The sequence below is a fragment of the Nocardioides sp. genome (assembly GCF_025964975.1).
Lineage (GTDB): Bacteria > Actinomycetota > Actinomycetes > Propionibacteriales > Nocardioidaceae > Nocardioides.
In genome coordinates this window covers 1-20,037 of record NZ_JAOPXV010000004.1, presented here as the reverse complement: position 1 = coordinate 20,037, position 20,037 = coordinate 1, and the positions used below count along the sequence as shown (strand labels likewise).

Annotated in this window: 22 protein-coding genes and 1 pseudogene; 21 read left to right on the top strand and 2 right to left on the bottom strand. The window is 70.1% G+C overall.

Annotation, left to right across the window (positions count from 1 at the left end; all coding sequences use genetic code 11):
- The 8 genes and pseudogenes from JWN68_RS00405 to JWN68_RS00370 all read left to right on the top strand — a co-directional run.
- A pseudogene (locus tag JWN68_RS00405) lies at positions 1-457 on the top strand (cell division protein FtsH); the annotation flags it as partial.
- A gap of 10 nt (positions 458-467) precedes the next feature.
- Positions 468-1,076 (top strand): GTP cyclohydrolase I FolE, encoded by a 609-nt coding sequence (gene folE, locus JWN68_RS00400; RefSeq protein WP_297733035.1) that lies wholly within the window; start codon positions 468-470, stop codon positions 1,074-1,076.
- Positions 1,073-1,924, top strand: coding sequence for a dihydropteroate synthase (gene folP / locus JWN68_RS00395; RefSeq protein ID WP_297733032.1), 852 nt, complete (start codon positions 1,073-1,075; stop codon positions 1,922-1,924). Before folE ends, folP begins: the two co-directional genes overlap by 4 nt.
- Positions 1,921-2,292 carry a dihydroneopterin aldolase gene (gene folB, locus JWN68_RS00390; protein WP_297733029.1) on the top strand — a complete coding sequence of 124 codons (372 nt, stop codon included), beginning with the start codon at positions 1,921-1,923 and terminating at the stop codon, positions 2,290-2,292. Before folP ends, folB begins: the two co-directional genes overlap by 4 nt.
- Entirely contained in the window at positions 2,289-2,858 is a 570-nt protein-coding gene (gene folK, locus JWN68_RS00385; RefSeq protein WP_297733026.1) for a 2-amino-4-hydroxy-6-hydroxymethyldihydropteridine diphosphokinase, read from the top strand. Before folB ends, folK begins: the two co-directional genes overlap by 4 nt.
- Positions 2,855-3,334: a DUF3180 domain-containing protein gene (locus tag JWN68_RS00380; RefSeq protein WP_297733023.1), complete on the top strand. Its 480-nt coding sequence runs from the start codon at positions 2,855-2,857 to the stop codon at positions 3,332-3,334. The genes folK and JWN68_RS00380 overlap by 4 nt, the downstream gene beginning before the upstream one ends.
- A 9-nt stretch (positions 3,335-3,343) precedes the next feature.
- Positions 3,344-3,940, top strand: a complete 597-nt coding sequence (locus tag JWN68_RS00375; RefSeq protein WP_297733020.1) for a hypothetical protein — start codon at positions 3,344-3,346, stop codon at positions 3,938-3,940.
- 26 nt (positions 3,941-3,966) lie between these two features.
- On the top strand, positions 3,967-5,034 hold the full coding sequence (locus tag JWN68_RS00370; protein ID WP_297733017.1) for a GNAT family N-acetyltransferase: 1,068 nt from the start codon (positions 3,967-3,969) through the stop codon (positions 5,032-5,034).
- A gap of 3 nt (positions 5,035-5,037) precedes the next feature.
- On the opposite strand, the gene JWN68_RS00365 is transcribed toward JWN68_RS00370, so the two are convergent.
- The gene (locus JWN68_RS00365) at positions 5,038-6,024 is read right to left on the bottom strand and encodes an ATP-binding cassette domain-containing protein (protein ID WP_297733014.1); all 987 of its coding nucleotides are present in this window, start codon (positions 6,022-6,024) and stop codon (positions 5,038-5,040) included.
- A 3-nt stretch (positions 6,025-6,027) separates the two neighbouring features.
- On the opposite strand from JWN68_RS00365, the gene JWN68_RS00360 reads away from it, so the two are divergent.
- From JWN68_RS00360 to JWN68_RS00350, 3 genes are read left to right on the top strand one after another with little or no spacing between them, the layout of a single operon-like run.
- Positions 6,028-6,723 carry an ABC transporter permease gene (locus JWN68_RS00360; protein ID WP_297733011.1) on the top strand — a complete coding sequence of 232 codons (696 nt, stop codon included), beginning with the start codon at positions 6,028-6,030 and terminating at the stop codon, positions 6,721-6,723.
- A complete protein-coding gene (locus JWN68_RS00355) occupies positions 6,720-7,484 on the top strand; it encodes an ABC transporter permease (protein ID WP_297733007.1) in 765 nt (254 codons plus the stop codon). Before JWN68_RS00360 ends, JWN68_RS00355 begins: the two co-directional genes overlap by 4 nt.
- A gap of 52 nt (positions 7,485-7,536) precedes the next feature.
- Positions 7,537-8,481, top strand: coding sequence for an ABC transporter substrate-binding protein (locus JWN68_RS00350; RefSeq protein WP_297733004.1), 945 nt, complete (start codon positions 7,537-7,539; stop codon positions 8,479-8,481).
- A gap of 10 nt (positions 8,482-8,491) precedes the next feature.
- Here JWN68_RS00350 and JWN68_RS00345 read toward each other — a convergent pair whose 3' ends face one another.
- Entirely contained in the window at positions 8,492-9,622 is a 1,131-nt protein-coding gene (locus JWN68_RS00345) for a glycosyltransferase family 2 protein (protein ID WP_297733001.1), read from the bottom strand.
- A gap of 41 nt (positions 9,623-9,663) precedes the next feature.
- Here JWN68_RS00345 and JWN68_RS00340 point away from each other — a divergent pair, with 41 nt between their 5' ends.
- The 10 genes from JWN68_RS00340 to JWN68_RS00295 all read left to right on the top strand — a co-directional run.
- On the top strand, positions 9,664-10,758 hold the full coding sequence (locus JWN68_RS00340; protein ID WP_297732997.1) for a sulfotransferase family protein: 1,095 nt from the start codon (positions 9,664-9,666) through the stop codon (positions 10,756-10,758).
- The gene (locus JWN68_RS00335; RefSeq protein ID WP_297732995.1) at positions 10,755-11,714 is read left to right on the top strand and encodes a glycosyltransferase; all 960 of its coding nucleotides are present in this window, start codon (positions 10,755-10,757) and stop codon (positions 11,712-11,714) included. The genes JWN68_RS00340 and JWN68_RS00335 overlap by 4 nt, the downstream gene beginning before the upstream one ends.
- Before the next feature lie 237 nt (positions 11,715-11,951).
- Complete coding sequence (locus JWN68_RS00330; RefSeq protein ID WP_297732993.1) at positions 11,952-12,854, top strand: DUF2520 domain-containing protein; 903 nt, start codon at positions 11,952-11,954, stop codon at positions 12,852-12,854.
- A complete protein-coding gene (gene panC, locus JWN68_RS00325; protein ID WP_297732991.1) occupies positions 12,851-13,738 on the top strand; it encodes a pantoate--beta-alanine ligase in 888 nt (295 codons plus the stop codon). Before JWN68_RS00330 ends, panC begins: the two co-directional genes overlap by 4 nt.
- The gene (gene panD, locus JWN68_RS00320) at positions 13,738-14,154 is read left to right on the top strand and encodes an aspartate 1-decarboxylase (protein WP_297732988.1); all 417 of its coding nucleotides are present in this window, start codon (positions 13,738-13,740) and stop codon (positions 14,152-14,154) included. The genes panC and panD overlap by 1 nt, the downstream gene beginning before the upstream one ends.
- Before the next feature lie 9 nt (positions 14,155-14,163).
- A complete protein-coding gene (locus JWN68_RS00315; protein WP_297732986.1) occupies positions 14,164-15,870 on the top strand; it encodes an L-aspartate oxidase in 1,707 nt (568 codons plus the stop codon).
- Entirely contained in the window at positions 15,867-16,793 is a 927-nt protein-coding gene (nadC, locus tag JWN68_RS00310) for a carboxylating nicotinate-nucleotide diphosphorylase (RefSeq protein WP_297732983.1), read from the top strand. The genes JWN68_RS00315 and nadC overlap by 4 nt, the downstream gene beginning before the upstream one ends.
- Positions 16,790-17,563 (top strand): type III pantothenate kinase, encoded by a 774-nt coding sequence (locus JWN68_RS00305; protein WP_297732980.1) that lies wholly within the window; start codon positions 16,790-16,792, stop codon positions 17,561-17,563. The genes nadC and JWN68_RS00305 overlap by 4 nt, the downstream gene beginning before the upstream one ends.
- Positions 17,564-17,695: 132 nt before the next feature.
- Positions 17,696-18,034: an Lsr2 family protein gene (locus JWN68_RS00300; RefSeq protein WP_297732977.1), complete on the top strand. Its 339-nt coding sequence runs from the start codon at positions 17,696-17,698 to the stop codon at positions 18,032-18,034.
- Between the two features lie 169 nt (positions 18,035-18,203).
- The coding region (locus JWN68_RS00295) for an ATP-dependent Clp protease ATP-binding subunit (protein ID WP_297732974.1) at positions 18,204-20,037 on the top strand (1,834 nt) is incomplete at its 3' end.

Here is a 20,037-nt window from a genome sequence, read left to right as displayed (position 1 = left end):
CGAGAGCACCTCCGAGCCCTTCCTGGGTCGCGACATGGGCCACACCCGCAACTACTCCGAGGAGACCGCTGCCGCGGTCGACGGCGAGATCAAGACGTTGCTCGGCCACGCCCACCAGGAGGCCTTCGAGATCCTCGACCGCAACCGCGACGTCCTCGACGCCCTCGTGCTCGAGCTGCTCGACAAGGAGACCCTCGACAAGGCGCAGATCGCGGAGATCTTCCGACCCCTGCGCCTGCACCCCAACCGTCCTGCCTGGACCGGCTCCGACGCGCGGACGCCCAGCGCCATCCCGCCGGTCGAGATCCCCCAGGAGATCCGTGACCGGGCCGCCGCGGGCGCCGCTGCCCAGCAGTCCGAGGGTGGGTTGATCCTCACACCACCGGGTCCCGGTGGCGACACGCACGGGGACGTCGTCGGCGGCAGCACGCCCACGACACCTCCGACCACCACCTGAACGGACCTCCATGACCGACCCGATCAGCCTCGAGCCGCGTGAGGTGCCGGACTTCGACCACCCCCGTGCCGAGGCTGCCGTTCGCGAGCTCCTGGCCGCGATCGGCGAGGACCCCGAGCGCGAGGGTCTGCGCGACACCCCTGCCCGGGTGGCGCGCGCCTACGCCGAGCTCACCCGGGGTCTGCGCCAGCGGCCGGAGGAGGTCCTCACGACGACCTTCGACATCGGTCACGACGAGATGGTGCTGGTGCGCGATATCGAGCTGTGGTCGATGTGCGAGCACCACCTGGTGCCCTTCACCGGGGTCGCGCACGTGGGCTACATCCCCGCGGAGACCGGCATGATCACCGGCCTCTCCAAGCTCGCCCGCCTCGTCGACGTCTACGCCAAGCGCCCGCAGGTGCAGGAGCGGCTCACCACGCAGGTCGCCGACGCGATGGTGGACCTCCTCCAGGCGCGTGGCGTCGTCGTGGTGATCGAGGCCGAGCACCTCTGCATGACGATGCGAGGTGTCCGCAAGGCCGGCGCGCGCACCCTCACGAGTGCTGTGCGGGGAGTCATGTTGACCAACCCCGCCACCCGCGCCGAGGCGATGGCCCTGATCCACTCCAGACGATGACCCGTCCCCGTGTGATGGGGATCGTCAACGTCACCCCGGACTCGTTCTCCGACGGGGGGCTGTACGCCGACGCGGAGCGAGCCGTCGCGCACGGGCAACAGCTGCTCGCCGACGGGGCGGACGTCCTCGACGTCGGCGGCGAGTCGACGCGACCCGGTGCCGTTCGTCCGTTGATGGACGAAGAGCTGGCACGCGTCATCCCGGTCATCACCGAGATGGCGGCCCAGGGAGCAGTCGTCTCCGTGGACACGATGCGGGCGACGGTGGCCGCTGCCGCCCTGGCCGCCGGCGCGCAGATCATCAACGACGTGTCGGGGGGTCTGGCCGACCCCGAGATGCTCTCGGTGCTCGCCGGGAGCGACGCGACCTACGTCGCGATGCACTGGCGTGCGCACGCCGCCACGATGGCAGACTTCACCGACTACGGCCCTGAGGGAGTGGTCGAGGGCGTGCGCCGTGAGCTGGGGGAGCGGCTGGACGTGATCACCGCCGCCGGGGTGGACGCAGAGCGGGTCATCCTCGACCCCGGGCTGGGGTTCGCCAAGACGCCCGCGCACAACTGGGAGCTGCTCGCGGGGCTCGCCTCGCTCGACGCCCTTGGCCGACCTCTCCTCGTCGGCGCGAGTCGCAAGTCCTTCCTGGGCCGGCTGCTGGCGGACGGGGGGCGACCGCGGGAGGTCGGTAAGCGGGAGTTCGCCCACGCCGCCCTTGTCGCGCTGCTGGCCGAGCGTGGCGTGGCCTACCTGCGGGTGCACGACGTGCGCGCGACCTGTGACGCGCTCGCGGTCGTGGACGCGCTGGCTGACGCAGAGACCGTCGGCGGCGTACGGCAGGGTGGGCTCCCATGACTGACGAGCTCACCATCAGCGGGGTCGAGTGCTTCGCCCACCACGGCGTCTTCGACTTCGAGCGGCGCGAGGGGCAGACGTTCGTGATCGACCTGACCCTCGGCTTCGACACCTCGACGGCTGCGGCCTCGGACGACTTGCAGGACACGGTGGACTACGGAAGCCTCGTCGCGCAGGTCAAGGTCGCGGTGGAGTCCGACCCCGTGGACCTCATCGAGACCGTGGCCCAGCGCATCGCCGACGTCTGCCTGGCAACGGGTCGTGTTGAATGGACCCGCGTCACGATCCACAAACCAGATGCACCAATTGACGCGACATTTCGGGATGTCGCGCTGACCATCACCAGGAACGCGAGGCCCGCACCATGACTGAGAGCCCCAATCCCAACATCGTGGACACCGACTCCCTCACCGGTGAGATGCACCCGATCCGCCGGGTGGTCGTCGCTCTCGGATCCAACTTGGGCGAGCGTTTCAATGCCCTCCAGGGCGCGGTCGACGCGCTCGCGGACACCCCCGACTTCTTCCTGACCGGCGTCTCGCCCGTCTACGAGACCGAGCCCGTCGACTCCCCGGCCGGATCGAAGAAGTTCCTCAACGCCATCCTGCTGGCCGACACCACCCTGCCGGCCGCTCGCCTGATGGAGCGCGCGCTCGCGGTGGAGGACGCCTTCGACCGCGAGCGCAGCGAGCTCCGCAACGCACCCCGCACGCTCGACGTCGACCTCATCTTGGTCGGCGACCGACGTGCCGACGACGACTTCCTGCGGCTGCCTCATCCGCGAGCCCACGAGCGTGCCTTCGTGCTCCAGCCGTGGCACGACCTCGAGCCCGACGCCGTCTTCCCTGACCACGGGCCGATCGCGGAGCTCCTGGCCGAGCTCGACGGGTCCGGCCTGATCAAGCGCGACGACCTGGTGCTCGAGGTCCAGTGACGCAGGCCCCGGGACCTCCGGAGGGCCATCTGCGTCCCATCTCGGGGGCGGTGCTCGCGATCTCGGCAAGCCTGGGGCTCGTGTCCGGGTGGCTGCTGCGGCCGATCATGGTCCGCATCACCGGCACGGCCCCGTTCGTCACGTGGGTCCAGTCGCTGACCCTCTTCTTCGTCGCGGCCTTCCTGGCCTACGTCGCCTGGAACACCTGGCAGACCATCCAGGTCCAGCGTCGGCGACTGGACGGCAACAGGGCCGTCAACCGTCTCGTGCTCGCCCGCGCGTCCGCCATCGTGGGCGCGCTGGCGGCGGGCCTCTATGCCGGCTACGGCATCACGTGGCTTGGCGACCCCTCCGAGCTCGCGGGTCAGCGGCTCCTCCGGTGCGCCGTGGCGGCGGTCAGCGGCCTCCTGGTCATGGCCGCCTCCCTCGGGCTCGAGCGCGCGTGTCGCGTCCCATCCGACCCGCCGGGGCCCTAGCCTGACCCCATGTCTTCCCTCCTGCCTCAGCAGTCACAGCCGTCGCGCACGGCTGCCCGACGTCGCCAGCGCAGCACCCGCCTCAGCGCGGCCGTCGCGCTGCTGGGCTTGTCCGCACTGCTCGTCCTCGGTGCGGTGGTCTCCGGTTCCCTCCTCTTCGCCTGCCTCGCCGGGGTGGCCGCGGTCGCACTCGGTGGCGCTGCCACCAAGATGACCAACACCGAGCTCGCAGAATCCCGGGTCGAGGCGGCACGCGACCGTGCGGAGCAGGCTCGCGCCTACGCCGAGCTGACCGAGCGCAAGACGGCTGAGAACGTGGCCTTCGCCCTCGACATGCGCCGCAAGATCGCCGCTCGCGAAGAGGTCATCGCCGGCCTGGAGAAGGCCCTGATCAACTCGCAACGCCTCATGTTCGAGCAGACCCGCAAGCTCGGCGCCGAGGCTCGGCGGGCGGACACGGCGGAGCGTACGCTCGCCGATTCCGAGGACCGGGCCGCCCACGCCATCGTCCTGGTCGCGGAGCTGGAGGCCGAGATCGACGTGCTCCGGGCCGAGCTCACGTCGTGGCGGACGGCCAGGCCGGGCAAGCGCGCCAGCTCTGCCTGACACGTCGTACGGCACAATCGCTCGATGTGATCCCTGACGGCAGCCGGTTCGAGAGCGACCCCGCAGAGGTGCTCGCCGACGACGCCGGACTTCCGCAGGGCTGGGAGGCCGGGACGATCGACGGAGCGACCGCCTCCGACGTCGACCGCCTGACCGAGCTGCTGCGGGACCACGAGCGTGCCGGCCGGGGATGGGCGAGCGGTTCGGAGGACGACGTCCTCGTCGAGCTGCACGGCCTCGAGATGCGCGAGAACGTCGTGGTCCGCGACGACGCCAGCGTGATCCGGGCGTGGGGCAGCGTGCACGACCGCGCCGAGGGTCGGATGCTCTACGTCCACATCGTCGACCAGGCACTTCCAGACTACGCTGCGCGGGCGTGCTCGGACCTCCTCTTCGAGTGGGCGAGCGGACAGGCCGAGCGGGTCGGGGCCGAGCGTGGCCGGAGTGTGCAGCAGATCGACACCGGCGCCTTTGCCGGCGACGGGCGCCAGCACGAGTGGCTCGACGCAGCAGGTTTCACCAAGGTCCGCACCTGGTGGCAGATGAGTCGGTCGGTGATTCCTGAGGAGTCCGAGCTGGTCACCGACCCGGCCAGGTGGGAGAAGGACGGGGTCGTCTTCCGCCGGGTGGAGCGACAGGGTGACGGCATGCCCGACGAAGCGGACCTGCGCGCGGTGCACGACGTCCTCGAGGGCGCCTTCACGGATCACTTCAACTCGGCGGAGGAGACCTTCCACGAGTTCATCCACCGGCTGCGTGAGGACCCGGGACACCGGTGGGACCACTGGTGGCTGGCCGAGGTGGACGGCGTGGCAGCCGGCGCCCTCGTCGGGACGGTCAGCCAGGGGACGTCCGGACCGGACGGGTCCTACGTCTCCTACCTCGGAGTCCTGGCCTCGGCCCGCGGACGCGGAGTCGCCAAGGGTCTGCTCCATACGATCATCGCCGACGCCGCGGTGCGGGGCCGCGACAGCGTCGGGCTCGAGGTCGACGCCGACTCACCGACGCGTGCTGACGGGTTGTACGTCGCCATGGGCTGGGGCACGAAGTACGTCACCGAGTCGTGGCACAAGGACGTGCCGGTCCCGACCTGATGATCAGCGCAGCGACTCGCGCAGCGCCCGGTGGATGCCGTTGGGCGTGAGGACACCCACGAACTGCGCGCCGCTCCGCACGCCGACCATGGGCCTGTCATCCCGCAGCAACGCCGCCAGCGCCTCCTCGAGCGAGGACTCCAGCTCGATGGCAGCGCCCAGCTGGCTGGCGGCGACACCGTCCAGGGGCTCGAGGTGCTCCGCACGAAGCGGCGTGACGGCGAGACGGCGCAACCCGCGAGTCGAGCCGACGAAGTCGGCCACGAAGTCGTCGGCCGGGCGGGAGAGCAGCTCCATCGGGGTGGCGTACTGCGCGAGGCGGCCCCCGGCGGCGAAGACCGCCACGCGGTCGCCCATGCGCACCGCCTCGTCGATGTCGTGGGTCACCAGCACGACCGTCTTGCCCAGCTCGCGCTGCAACCTCAGGAACTCGTCCTGCAGCCGGGACCGGACGACCGGGTCGACGGCACCGAAGGGCTCGTCCATGAGCAGCACCGGCGGATTGGCCGCCAGGGCGCGGGCGACCCCGACGCGCTGACGCTGGCCACCCGAGAGCTGATGGGGGTAGCGCTCGGCGTACTGCCCGGGGTCGAGACCGACGGTCTCCAGGAGCTCCAGGGCTCGGGACCGGGCTGTCGACCTCGACTCGCCGTACAACAACGGCACGGTCATCACGTTGTTGACGATCTTCTGGTGCGGGAACAGCCCGACCTGCTGGATGACGTAGCCGATCCCGCGACGCAGCTGGACCGGGTCGGCCTCGGTGACGTCGGTGCCGTCGAGGATGATGCGCCCGGTGGTGGGCTCGATGAGCCGGTTGATCATCTTCAGCGTCGTGGACTTGCCACACCCTGACGGTCCGACGAGGCAGACCATCTCGCCGCGGCCGACGTCGAGGTCGAGCTCCTGGACGGCGACGGTGCCGTCGGCGTAGGTCTTGCCGAGCCCTTGCAGGCGGATCATCGCCTCGCCCGAAGCGGTAGCGTCCATGCCGTGACCCTACCCACGGTGGCGGAGCCGAGCTGCTACAGCCGGGCGATCAACGACTGGATCTGCGGGCAGTACCTCACCGACCGCCAGCAGGAGATCGTCGACGCGACCACCCAGCACGTCGTCCTCACCGTCGTCTCCGTGCTCGTCGGGCTGGTCATCGCGTTCCCCCTGGCACTCCTGGCCAGGAGGTTGCCGCGGCTGGAGTCCCTGATCCTGGCCGTGACGACCGGCATCTACACGATCCCGTCGCTGGCGCTCTTCCCGCTGATGGTGCCGTTCACCGGGCTCACCGCGACCACGGTGGTCCTGGGGCTCGCGCTCTATGCCCTGACGATCCTGGTGCGGAGCCTGCTCGAGGGTTTCCGATCGGTTCCCGACGAGGTGCGCGAGTCCGCGATCGGTCTCGGCCACAGCCGGACGAAGCTGCTGGTGGGGGTCGAGCTGCCGCTCATGGTGCCGGTGGTGATGGCTGGGCTCCGGGTCGCCACGGTCTCGACGGTGGCGTTGACGACGGTGGGCTCGCTGGTGTCGTACGGCGGTCTCGGCAACCTCATCAAGGACGGTGTCAGCACCAACTTCCGCGCCGAGCTGCTCACCGCCTCGGTGATCTGTGTGCTGCTCGCGGTGCTCCTCGACGTCCTGCTCGTGGGTGCCCAACGGCTCCTCACACCCTGGACCAGGGAGGTCCGGTCGTGAACGTGCTGTCGGAGGCCTGGCGCTACCTGCGAGAGGGCGACAACTGGACCCGCGACGGCGGTATGGCGAATCTCCTGGGCCAGCAGCTCCTGCTGACCGTGACCGCCCTCGTGGCGGCGCTCGTCATCGGGCTGCCCGTCGCCCTGTGGCTCGGTCACCTGGGACGAGGTGGCTTCCTGGCCATCAACGTCTCCAACGTCGGTCGTGCCGTGCCGACCTTCGCTCTGCTCGCACTACTGGTGGTGGCGGAGTGGCCGGGCACGCAGTCGTTCGGTCCCTACGGCCGGGCGGGGCTGGCGACGCTGATCGCCCTCACGCTGTTCGCGCTGCCACCGATCATCACCAACGCCTACGTCGCGGTGCGCGAGGTCCCTGCGGACGTGCGTGAGTCGGCCCGGGGCATGGGCATGACCCGCCCGCAGCAGTTCTTCCGCGTGGAGCTGCCGCTCGCCCTGCCCCTGGTGATGTCGGGCATCCGGCTCGCTCTCGTGCAGGTGTGGGCCACGGCCACCATCGCGGCGCTGGTCGCCGGGCCCGGCCTCGGCCGGGTCATCACGGACGGCTTCTTCCGCTCCAACTACGGCAAGGGGATCGCCGGCGCGATCGTCGTGGCCGCGGTCGCCCTGGTCCTCGAGCTGCTCGCCGCTCTGGTCCAACGACTGCTCGAGCCGGCCTACCGAGATACAGCGACTCCGAATCGTGACGCGGGAATGTCGGCCGTCGCCTCTACGGTTGTGGAACCAACCGACGTCGTCGGCTGATCGCTCCATCCGGACACGCGTGGCTGATGCCGCGGGACACAGAAGGAATCCCATGTTCGTACGCCGCTCTCTCGCCACGGTCCTCTCCGTCGGCGCACTCCTCCTCGCCGGCTGTGCCGGAGACGACCTCGCCGAGGACGACGCTTCAGACGCCTCGTCGGCCACCGCCGACAAGGGGTCGGTCACCCTCGCCGGCCAGAACTTCCCCGAGGCCACCCTCATGGCCTCGATGTACGAGCAGCTCCTCGAGAACGAGGGCTACACCGTCGAGACCAAGCTCGTCGACTCCCGTGACGCCTACATGCCGACGTTCCCCGGCGATGTCGACGTTGTCCCCGAATACGTCGGCGGCATCGTCAACTTCCTCAACACGCAGGAGAACGGCGCCGACGCCGAGCCCTTCGAGACCGGTGACGGTGCGCAGCTCGCCGAGGACGGCGTCGACCTGCTGGAGACAGCGGGCATCACGCTCCTCGACACCTCGCCCGCGACCGACACCAACGCCTTCTTCGTGACGAAGGAATACAGCGAGTCCGAGGGCGTCACCAAGCTCTCCGACCTCGAGGGCAAGTCGGTCACGCTCGCGGCTGCGCCCGACTGTGAAGGTCGCCTCGACTGCGAGGGCGGGCTGTCGGGCGAATACGGGATCGACGTGACCGAGGTGCTGCCGCTCGGCTACGCCAGCGACCAGACCTACCAGTCCGTGCTCGACGGTGAGTCGGAGCTCGGCGAGACCAGCACGACCGACGGCACGCTCGAGTCGCAGGGCCTCGTGGTCCTCGAGGACGACAAGCAGATCCAGCCGGCCCAGAACCTCGGCCCGGCCGTGTCCACCGAGTGGCTCGCGGACAACGAGGACGTCGAGAGCGTGCTCAACGAGCTGATGGCTGCGCTGACCACGGAGAAGCTGACCGAGCTCAACGGCCGCATCGCCGTCGACCGGGAGAAGCCCGAGGACGTCGCTGCCGACTTCCTCGCCGAGGCCGGCCTCCTCTGACGCCGGAGCGTCAGCGCATCTCGTAGGACCGCAGGGCAAGCGCGGCAGGGGCGACCGTCGACAGATCGAGCACCTCGCTCGGTACGTCGACGTGTCGGCCCCTGTGGTCTGCCGAGCCGTCTCCGGTCTGTGGCGCCGGACCGTCGAGCGAGGCGACCCACGTCATCAGGGCGGCCGCCTCGGCGCGCCGGTCGTGCTCGACCAGCCAGCCGCACAGCCGGTGCACCGGTGGCAGCCCCGACCCGGTGAGCGACCCGTCGTCCCCCCAGAACTCGCGCACCCCGTCGCGGAGCAGCGTCCACCATTCGTCGTCCGCGGCCGGGATCTCCAGGAAGTAGCGCCACAGGTCGCCGGCCAGGACGCGCATCTGGAACACGTCCTCCACTCCCCGGTCCCCCGCCGAGCGGACTGCGGCGTACGCCATGCGCTTGGTGGTCCAGCGGTCGGTGAGGTCGCGGACGGAGGATCGTTGCTGGGTGATCGAGGAGCCGTCGTCGCGGATGCGCCAGTGGTAGACGATCGCGGGCAGCACGTCGAAGGTGCCGGCCATGAAGGCGCGGGTGGTCGTGGGCTGGTCCTCGTAGCGGATGCCCTCGGGCCAGTCGAGGCCGGAGTCGTCCCAGAACGAGCGGCGGAAGACCTTGTTCCAGGCGAAGACGTCGCCGAGGATCTCCGGTCGCTCGGCGATCCGCAGGCCGCGGGCGGGGGAGTGCAGGCGCTTCATCCAGGGCGGCTCGTGCAGGCCGTCCTGCTCCCACCGCACGATCGAGCCGGTCGCGAAGTCCGAGCCCGACTCGAGCAGCGACGTCGTGAGCGACGCCAGGGCATCGCGCGGGAGCACGTCGTCGGAGTCGAGGAAGGCCAGGAAGTCGGCGTCTGCGTGGCGCGCGCCGACGTTGCGCGCCGAGCCGAGCCCGCCGTTCTCGACGTGCACGACCCGGATCCGCGCGTCCCGCGACGCGTAGGCCTCGGCGATCTCACCGCTGCGGTCGGGCGACCCGTCGTCCACGACGATCGCCTGCCAGGACTGCCAGTGCTGCGCGAGCAGCGAGTCGAGGCAGGCGGGGAGGTAGGCCTCGACGCCGTAGGCCGGGACCACGACCGAGACCGTCGGTGCGTGCCGACGCCGCAGGAGCCCCATGGGAGCGCACCCTAGGGCACGCCCCTAGTAGGCTCCCCGCCGTGACTGCTCAGGCCCGCGCCATCGACGAGATGAACCCCGACGGCGTCCCGCGGAAGGTCCTCTTCGTCGCGGGGGCCGGCCGCAGTGGCACCTCCACCATGGCCGGCATCGCAAGCAAGCTGGGCATGCACGTCCCGCTCCCCGAGGTGCCGCCCGACGCGTCCAACCCGCGCGGGTTCTCCGAGCCGCAGTGGGTGGTCGACCTGCACGACCGGCTGCTCAAGGAGGCCGGGGTCCAGGTCAGCGACTCCCGCCCGGGAGCCTGGTTCGAGACGGGCCGCATCTCCACCCGCGAGCCCGCCCGGTTCCGGGTCGCGGAGTGGCTCGAGCCGCACTTCGACGTACACCCCGAGCTCGTGGTGAAGGACCCCCGGCTGAGCTGGTTCCTGGGCCTGTGGCGGGTCGGCGCGATTCGCACGGGCGCGAAGCCGGTGTTCGTGACCATGCTGCGCCCGCCGGCTGAGGTCGTGGGGAGCAAGCAGAAGTACTACGCCAACAAGCTCGGATCGGCCCACCTGGCCGCCAGCTGGCTCAACATGCTGCTCCACACCGAGCGGGCCACGCGCGAGGAGGCGGGTTCCGCGCGCGTCTTCGTGCGCTACGAGGACCTGCTCACCGACTGGGTCAAGACCACGATGCACGTAGGTCACACCCTGGACCTGCAGTCGATCGTGCACACCCGCAGCGACCTGATCCGCGAGGTGCACCGTTTCATCGATCCCACGCTGCGCCGGGTCACCTCCTCGCTCGACGACCTGGCCCTGCCACCTCGCCTGCACGAGCTGGCCGGGCAGACGTGGGAGGAGCTCAACCGGCTGGCGGATCCCGACGGCGACGTCACGGAGGTCCACGCCACCCTCGACCAGCTCCGAGAGGCCTACACCGATCTCTACGAGGAGGCGGAGGCCATCAGCAAGTCGTCGGTCGTCGCCGCCCGGATCGCCGGTGCCCGGGCCGCTGCGGAGTCCGCCGAGCCCTTGGCCTCGGGTCTGGCGGACCGGATCCCGCACGACGTCCGGGCGAAGATCCCGCCGTCGCTGCGCCGTGGCGCCCGCAAGGTGCTGGGTCGCGAGCGGGCCACGGGGGAGCAGTGAGCGTCCCCATCGGCGGCGGTCACGGGCTGACCAACATCGAGGGGCACACCGACTTCGACATCGTCTGGCCCTGGAACAAGACCGAGAACCGCGCACCCCTGCGTCGTGGCGCCACGGCCGTCCTCCGGGTCAAGAACGAGGCCGACTCGATGCGGTTCGTGCTCCCGCCGCTGCTGCGTGCGTGCGACCACGTATTGCTGGTCGACAACAACTCCACCGATGCGACCGGCGAGGCGGCGCTGGCGACGGCCTCCTCCCACGGGCTGGCTGACAAGTTCACCCTGAAGGAATATCCCTTCGACGTCGCTCGTGCGGGCGCCGAGCACCTCGCGGTGCCCGAGCGCAGCGTCCACTCGCTGGCCTACTTCTACAACTGGTGCTTCTCCCACGTCCGCACCCGCTACTCGTGGAAGTGGGACGGCGACATGGTCCTCACCACCGAGGGCGAGGTGTCGATGGCCGACCTCTCGTGGCAGGTAGGTCGGGCCGACGCCGTCATCCGCTTCCCGCGCCACGGGCTCTACCTCGAGTCCGACACCCGCGCCTTCCTCGACCTCGGCCTGCGCAACATCGAGGAGTGGGGCTTCCCGATGACGCCGGACTTCGTCTACTCCAAGGCACCTGAGTGGGAGATCCGGACGACGCCGAAGGAGATCCGCCAGTTCGCCCTGCCGCAGGGACTGGTCGTGGAGCTGAAGTATCTCGACGGCGACGAGTTCGCCCACTGGACCAACCCAAAGTCGTTCGCCACCAGCGTCCGCAACCGGCGCAAGCGTCGCGAGTGGCTGGTCTTCAACGCCCTCAACGACGGCGAGGTCCCTGACGGGGTCATCGAGATCAACGCGCCGCAGGGTGAACACGTCGTCGACCACGTCACCCACACGTGGCTGCCCCGCGCCCCGCGCCCCTTCGTCGTCGACGACCCGGACCACGCGAAGCTCCACCTGCGCGCCTGAGGGCGGCCGCGAGGTAGTTCAACGGGACCTTGCGGTCTTGGAACGTTCAAGTCCGCGAACTCCCACTGAACTACCGATCCGTCGGTACGCCGCAGTGTCGGATACGTCACGTTCTCGGCTGTTCCCAGCGCCGTTTGAGTCGGCGTACGCTCGGACGAGAGATCGAGCACCAAGTCTGGTACCCACACCGACCCCGCCCAGGGGTGGTCGGCGGGACTGGAACGAAAGGGTTCGTCAATGTCGCACTTCCGTGTGGGCGTGATCGGGGCAGGACGCGTCGGCGCTGTCCTTGCCGCCGCCTTGCGCAACGCGGGTCACGAGATCGTGGCCGCCGCTGGTGAGTCGGACGCCTCCCGTGGGCGCATCGCCGCCCTCCTGCCCGGGACGCCGGTGGTCAAGCCGAGCGACGCCGCCCGCGCCGCTGACCTGCTGCTGCTCACCGTCCCCGACGACATGCTCCCCAACGTGGTCGCGATGCTCAGCGCCAGCGGCGCCATCCGCGAGGGCCAGGTCGTCGTCCACACCAGCGGAGCCCACGGGCTCGCCGTCCTCGCCGACGCGGCCGCCGTTGGCGCGCGCCCGATCGCACTTCACCCCGCGATGACCTTCACCGGCACCGACGTCGACCTGCCCCGCCTGCGCGACGCGGTCTTCGGTGTGACCGCCGGGGAGGCCGAGCGCGACGTCACGCAGCAGCTCGTGGCGGACCTCGGCGGCCGGTCCATGTGGGTCGAGGAGGACAAGCGCACGCTCTACCACGCAGGTCTCGCGCACGGCGCCAACCACCTCGTCACCCTCGTCACCCAGGCGATGGAGATGCTGTCGGCCGCCGGCGGCGACGTCCCTGCCGACACCCTTCGTCCGCTCCTGGCCGCCGCCCTCGACAACGCCCTCGCCCAGGGTGACGCCGCCCTCACCGGTCCGATCGTGCGGGGGGACGTCGAGACCGTCCGCGCCCACCTGGTGGAGATCAGGGCCAATGCGCCCGAGACGGTCGCCTCCTACATCGCGATGGCTCGCGCGACCCTCGACCGCGTAGTGACCGACGGCCGTGTGCTGCCGATCCGCGCAGCCAAGATGCGCCAGGTCCTCGACGCCGCTGGGTCACCGGCCCAGAGCTCGCCCTCTCGCCTGCGATGAGTCCCGCTCCCACCCTCGCGAACACTCGCGAGGAGCTCGCGCACGTGCTCGCGGACGCCCGCAAGCAGGGTCGCCGCGTCGGCTTCGTGCCGACGATGGGCGCCCTGCACGACGGGCACGCCAGCCTGATGCGTGAAGCCGCCCGCCACGCCGACGTGGTCGTCGTGAGCATCTTCGTCAATCCGATGCAGTTCGGCCCTTCGGAGGACCTCGACCGCTATCCGCGCACGCTGCCCGAGGACCTCGAGCTCTGCGCCGCCAACGGGGTTGAGTTCGTGTTCGCACCGGCGGTGGATGAGATGTATGCCGGCGGCTTCAGCCACGAGAGCATGCGCGACGGTGTCACGGTCCAGCCGGGACGGCTCGCCACGATCCTCGACGGGGAGTCGCGGCCGGGCCACTTCGACGGCGTCCTGACCGTGGTCGCCAAGCTGTTCGGTCTGGTCCAGCCCGACGTGGCGGTCTTCGGGCAGAAGGACTACCAGCAGCTGACGCTGATCCGCGCGATGGTGCGTGACCTGTGCCTGCCGGTCGAGATCGTCGGCGCCGAGACGGTGCGCGAACCCGGCGGCCTGGCGATGTCGAGCCGCAACCGCTACCTCGACCCGGCGGACCGGAAAGCCGCAACCGTCCTCTCCCGTGCCCTGCGAGCGGCGCAGGAGCGGGCGGCGGACGGCGTAGCGGCAGCTCGCTGGGCCGCCATGAGCGTGCTCAAGAGCGAGCCGGCCATCGAGCTGGACTACCTCGCCCTCACCAGCGTCGACCTCGGTGAGCCTCCGGACAACGGCGAGGGCCGCATCCTGGTGGCGGCCCGGGTCGGCAGCACGAGGCTGATCGACAACATGCGCATCGAGTTCACGACGCCGGACCAGAGGGGCACCTGATGCTTCGCACCATGATGAAGTCCAAGATCCACCGCGCAGTCGTCACCCAGGCAGACCTGCACTACGTCGGCTCGGTCACCGTGGACGAAGACCTCCTCGACGCGGCCGACCTCCTGGCCGGCGAGCTCGTCCACATCGTCGACGTCACCAACGGCGCGCGCCTGGAGACCTACACGATCGCCGGCGAGCGCGGCTCTGGAGTCATCGGCATCAATGGCGCGGCCGCCCGACTCGTCCACCCGGGCGACACCGTCATCCTGATCGCCTATGCGCAGGTGGAGGACGCGGAGGCCAGGGAGCTCCAGCCGCACGTGGTCTTCGTCGACGCGGACAACCGCATCAGGGCCACCGGCTTCGACCCCGGCGAGACGTTCGGCGACCCGGCACTGACTCGCGGCGACTCACCGGCCCGCTAGCCTGCCCCGATGAGCCCATCGCCCGCCTCTCGGGTGCCACAACGGCTGACGGCCCCGGATCCCGGCTGGACGACGCGAGCCGACGTCGTAGTCATCGGCTCCGGCATCGCCGGGCTGACTGCCGCGCTGCGGATCCACGCGGCGGACAAGAGTCTCGAGCTGCTCGTCGTCACCAAGGACGTCCTCAATGCAGGCTCCACCCAGTGGGCGCAGGGCGGCATCGCCGCGGCCCTCGGGCCGGGGGACACCCCCGACCAGCACCTCCACGACACCCTCGTGGCAGGCGCAGGTGCGTGCGACGTCGACGCCGTGCGGATCCTGGTCACTGAGGGCCCTGACGCGGTCCGTGAGCTGATCGCGCTCGGCACCGAGTTCGACCACCACGAGGGGGAGCTGTCCCTGACCCGGGAAGGCGGGCACCTGCGCGACCGCATCGCGCACGCCGGGGGGGACGCCACCGGCGCCGAGATACAGCGCGCGCTCATCGCCGCCATCGAGCGCGCGCCGGCGATCGAGGTCATCCAACACGCCCTGGCGGTCGACCTCCTGCTGACCGACCCGGACGAGGACGGTCAGGTCGCAGTGGCAGGGGTGACCCTGCACGTGCTCGGGGAGGGCCAGCGCGACGGGGTGGGAGCGGCCCACTGCCGGGCGGTCGTCCTGGCGAGCGGTGGGCTGGGGCAGGTGTTCTCGCAGTCGACCAACCCGAGCGTCTCGACCGGCGACGGGATGGCCATCGCGTTGCGTGCGGGCGCGACGCTCCGCGACCTGGAGTTCGTCCAGTTCCACCCGACGGTCATGTATCTCGGGCCCGAGTCGCAGGGGCAGCAGCCGCTCATCTCCGAGGCAGTCCGCGGCGAGGGCGCGTTCCTGGTCGACGGCCTGCCCGAAGAGGGAGGCACCCGCTTCATGGTCGGCCAGCACGAACTCGCCGACCTCGCCCCCCGCGACGTCGTCGCCAAGGCGATCACGCGCAGGATGCTCGAGACCGGCAAGCCTCACATGTGGCTGGACGCCCGCCACCTCGGCGCCGAGTTCTGGGAGAAACGCTTCCCCACCATCCTCGCCGTCTGCCGCCAGCACGGTGTCGACCCCGCGACCGAGCTGATCCCTGTCGCGCCCGCCCAGCACTACGCCTCGGGCGGGGTGGCCACCGACCTCGACGGCCGCTGTGACGTGCCAGGGCTCTATGCGACCGGTGAGGTCGCGTGCAGCGGCGTCCACGGAGCCAACCGGCTCGCGTCCAACTCGCTACTGGAAGGGCTCGTCTTCTCCCGGCGGATCGCCCAGGTCCTGCCCGGTGAGCTCCGCCCGTGGTCGGAGCCCGCTGATGACCCGCGGACGGCCGGACTGGTGGACTTCAAGCAGCGCCTCGAGCTGCAGGCGACCATGACCAGCCGCGTCGGGGTCCTGAGGTCGGCCGAGGGGCTGACCGGGGCCGTCAACCGGCTGAGCGACCTCGACGGCGGCTCCGGCGACGTCCCCGGTGTGGACGGCTGGGAGACCACCAACCTCCATGCCATCAGCAGTGCTCTCGCGTACGCCGCGCTGCGCCGCGAGGAGACCCGAGGCTCGCACTGGCGCGAGGACTTCGGTGACCGTGACGACGCCACGCAGGCAGGTCACATCGACACGCGCCTCGTCGATGGCCGGCTGGAGCAACGGTTCTGGCCGGCAGCGTCCACCGATCCATCGACCGTTGGAGGGTCCGCATGAGCGTCACCTCGTACGCCGCACTCCCGCCCGACCTCGTCGCTGAGATCAGGGACGGGGGGCTCGATCCGGAGGCGGTCTACGCCGACATCGCGCGCGCACTCGAGGAGGACCTGCCGGGAGGAGCCGACGACACCACCAGCGCGGCCACGATCTCCGCCGACGCGCGTGGCACCGCGGACTGGCAGGCCCGCGAGCCCGGTGTCGTGGCCGGCCTGGCGATCGCGGCCATGGTGTTTCGCTACGTCATGGGCGACGACGTCGACATCACCGACCGTCTCGACGACGGCAGCCGCGTCGCCGAGGGTGACGTGGTCATGCGGGTCGCCGGCCCGACTCGCGGCCTGCTCACCGCCGAGCGCACCGCCCTGAACTTCGCCAGCCACCTCTCCGGCGTCGCCACCGCGACCGCCTCGTGGGTCGACGCACTCGCCGGGACCAACGCCCGGGTGCTCGACACCCGCAAGACGCTGCCGGGGTGGCGCGCCCTGCAGAAGTACGCCGTGCGCTGCGGCGGCGGCGTCAACCACCGCTTCTCCCTGGCGGACATGGCGATGGTCAAGGACAACCACGTGATCTCAGCGGGCGGGGTCGTGCCCGCCCTCGAGGCCGTGCGCGCGGCGTACCCCCACCTCCCCGTCGAGGTGGAGGTGACCGACCTCGAGCAGCTGCGCGAGCTCCTGGCGGCGGGTTGCGAGCGCATCCTGCTCGACAACATGTCGTCGGCGATGATGGCCGAGGCGGTGCAGATCAACGCAGGACGAGCCGTGCTGGAGGCCTCGGGCGGCCTCACGATCGAGCGGGCGCGTGAGGTGGGTGAGACCGGCGTCGACTTCATCTCGGTCGGCGCGTTGACGCACTCCGTCAAGGTGTTCGACATCGGCATGGACCTCGTGGACGAGGCCGTGGCGCGCGGGGACCGATGACGCTCCTCGCCGCCGACATCCGCAACTCCGACACCGTCCTGGGCTTGCTCGAAGCGGACGAGGTCGTCGCTCACTGGCGGGTCTCGACCGACGAGCGGCGCACGGCCGACGAATGGGCAGTCCTGCTTCGCGGCCTCCTTGCGGACGCCGGTCGCGAGATGGACGGGCTGGTGGTCTGTTCGACGGTTCCGGCGGTGCTGCACGAATGGCGCGACATGTTGGGCAGGCATTTCTCCGCAATCCCCAGTGTCGTCGTCGAGCCCGGGGTGCGCACGGGGGTCCCGGTTCTCACGGACAATCCGCGCGAGGTCGGCGCCGACCGGATCGTCAATGCCCTCGCCGCCGCCAGCGAATTCGGCGGGCCGGCGATTGTCGTGGACTTCGGAGGAACGGCGACCACGTTCGACGTCGTCAATCCCGCCGGTCAATACATCGGCGGCGCGATCGCGCCCGGGATCGAGCTCTCGCTGGAGGCGTTGGGGCGACGCGGCGCCCAGCTGCGCACGGTCGAGCTCCAGCGGCCCCGCACGGTGATCGCCAAGAACACCGTCGAGGCCCTGCAGAGCGGAATGATCTTCGGGATGGCGGCGCAGGTGGACGGGGTGGTGGCGCGGATGATCGCGGAGATGGCCGTTCCGGTCGACGAGGTGAGTGTCATTGCCACCGGCCACCTCGCGCCGCTCGTGCGCGCCGAGTGCTCGTGCTTCACCGCGCATTCACCGTGGCTGACTTTGCACGGATTGCGGCTCGTCTTCGAGCGAAACGTCTGAGGTATTCACTCACGCGTTTTTCCATTCGTTTTGCGTGAACGACCGACGCGGTCTTTAATGAACGAGCAATTCGCACTGAGGTCGGCTTTCGGGGACCCGGCTTCTTACCCCACCTTGTGCAAAGGAATTCAGATGGCTCAAAAAGTCAGCATCGTCCTCGTCGACGACCTCGACGGCAGTGAAGCCGACGAGACGGTCACCTTCGGACTCGACGGCACGACCTACGAGATCGACCTCACGCAGCGCAACGCAGACGCGCTCCGCGAGGCCTTGAGCGGCTACGTCGGACACGCCCGCAAGGTCACCGGCGGCTCGCGTCGGGGCCGCAAGTCGTCCGGCTCGTCGGGCGGATCCACCAGCGCCTCGAACACCAAAGATGTCCGTGAGTGGGCCAGGAGCCAGGGCATGGAGGTCTCCGAGCGCGGCCGGATCTCCGCGGACGTCCAGCAGGCGTACGACTCAGCGCACTGATCCGCTGAGCACACGACGCCGCCCCCTGTCGGGGGCGGCGTTGTTCGCTGTCAGCGGACGCCTCGGATGTGTCACGGGGAACACGTAGGGTGGAGTCGGGCGTTGAGCCCATTGTCCGCACACCGCTGCCGGTGGCCTCGCGGACGCACAGACGTAACTAGGAGCGCACATGTTCGAGCGGTTCACCGACCGAGCCCGGCGAGTTGTCGTGCTGGCCCAGGAAGAGGCCCGCATGCTCTCCCACAACTACATCGGGACCGAGCACATCCTGCTCGGTCTCATCCACGAGGGGGAGGGCGTTGCGGCCAAGGCCCTGGAGTCCCTCGACATCTCCCTGGAGGCCGTGCGTGCCCAGGTCGAGGAGATCATCGGGCAGGGCCAGCAGGCGCCGTCCGGTCACATCCCCTTCACGCCGCGCGCCAAGAAGGTGCTCGAGCTGTCCCTGCGCGAGGCGCTGCAGCTCGGCCACTCCTCCATCGGCACCGAGCACATCCTGCTCGGTCTGATCCGCGAGGGCGAGGGTGTCGCGGCGCAGGTCCTTCAGAAGCTCGGCGCCGACCTCAATCGGGTGCGCCAGCAGGTCATCCAGCTGCTCTCCGGCTTCCAGGGCAAGGAGTCGGCCGCGTCCGGCGCCGCCGCCAGCGGCACGGCCGAGGCGCCGTCCAGCTCGCTGGTCCTCGACCAGTTCGGCCGGAACCTGACGCAGGCTGCCCGCGAGGGCAAGCTCGACCCCGTGATCGGGCGCGAGCAGGAGATCGAGCGCGTCATGCAGATCCTGTCGCGACGTACGAAGAACAACCCGGTGCTGATCGGCGAGCCCGGTGTCGGCAAGACGACGATCGTCGAGGGTCTCGCCCAGGACATCGTCCGTGGCAACGTGCCCGAGACGCTCAAGGACAAGCAGATCTACACCCTCGACCTGGGTGCGCTGGTCGCCGGCTCGCGCTACCGCGGCGACTTCGAGGAGCGCCTCAAGAAGGTGCTCAAGGAAATCCGCACCCGCGGTGACATCGTGCTGTTCATCGACGAGATCCACACCCTCGTCGGTGCAGGTGCGGCCGAGGGCGCGATCGATGCGGCCTCCATCCTGAAGCCGATGCTCGCTCGAGGCGAGCTGCAGACGATCGGTGCCACCACGCTCGACGAATACCGCAAGTACCTCGAGAAGGATGCCGCGCTCGAGCGCCGCTTCCAGCCCATCCAGGTGGCGGAGCCGTCGATCGCCCACACCATCGAGATGCTCAAGGGCCTGCGCGACCGCTACGAGGCGCACCACCGGGTCACGATCACCGACGAGGCCCTCGTCTCGGCCGCCACGTTGGCCGACCGCTACATCTCCGACCGATTCCTCCCCGACAAGGCCATCGACCTCATCGACGAGGCGGGCTCGCGGCTGCGCATCCGCCGCATGACCGCCCCTGCCGACCTGCGCGAGTACGACGACAAGATCGCCGACGTCCGCCAGCGCAAGGAATCAGCGATCGACGGGCAGGACTTCGAGGCCGCCGCGCGTCTGCGCGACGAGGAGAAGCAGCTCATCGCCCGCAAGACCGAGCGGGAGACCCAGTGGCGCTCCGGCGACATGGACGAGGTCGCCGAGGTCGACGAGGAGCTCATCGCCGAGGTCCTCGCCGTGGCGACCGGCATCCCGATCGTCAAGCTCTCCGAGGAGGAGTCCTCGCGGCTGCTCAACATGGAGGAGGAGCTGCACAAGCGCGTCATCGGTCAGGAAGAGGCCGTCAAGGCCCTGTCCCGTGCGATCCGGCGCACGCGTGCGGGTCTCAAGGACCCCAAGCGTCCCGGCGGCTCGTTCATCTTCGCCGGCCCGTCCGGTGTCGGGAAGACCTGGCTGTCCAAGACGCTGGCCGACTTCCTCTTCGGTGACGAGGACTCCCTGATCCAGCTGGACATGAGCGAGTTCAGCGAGAAGCACACGGTCTCGCGGCTCTTCGGTTCGCCCCCCGGCTACGTCGGCTACGAAGAGGGTGGCCAGCTGACCGAGA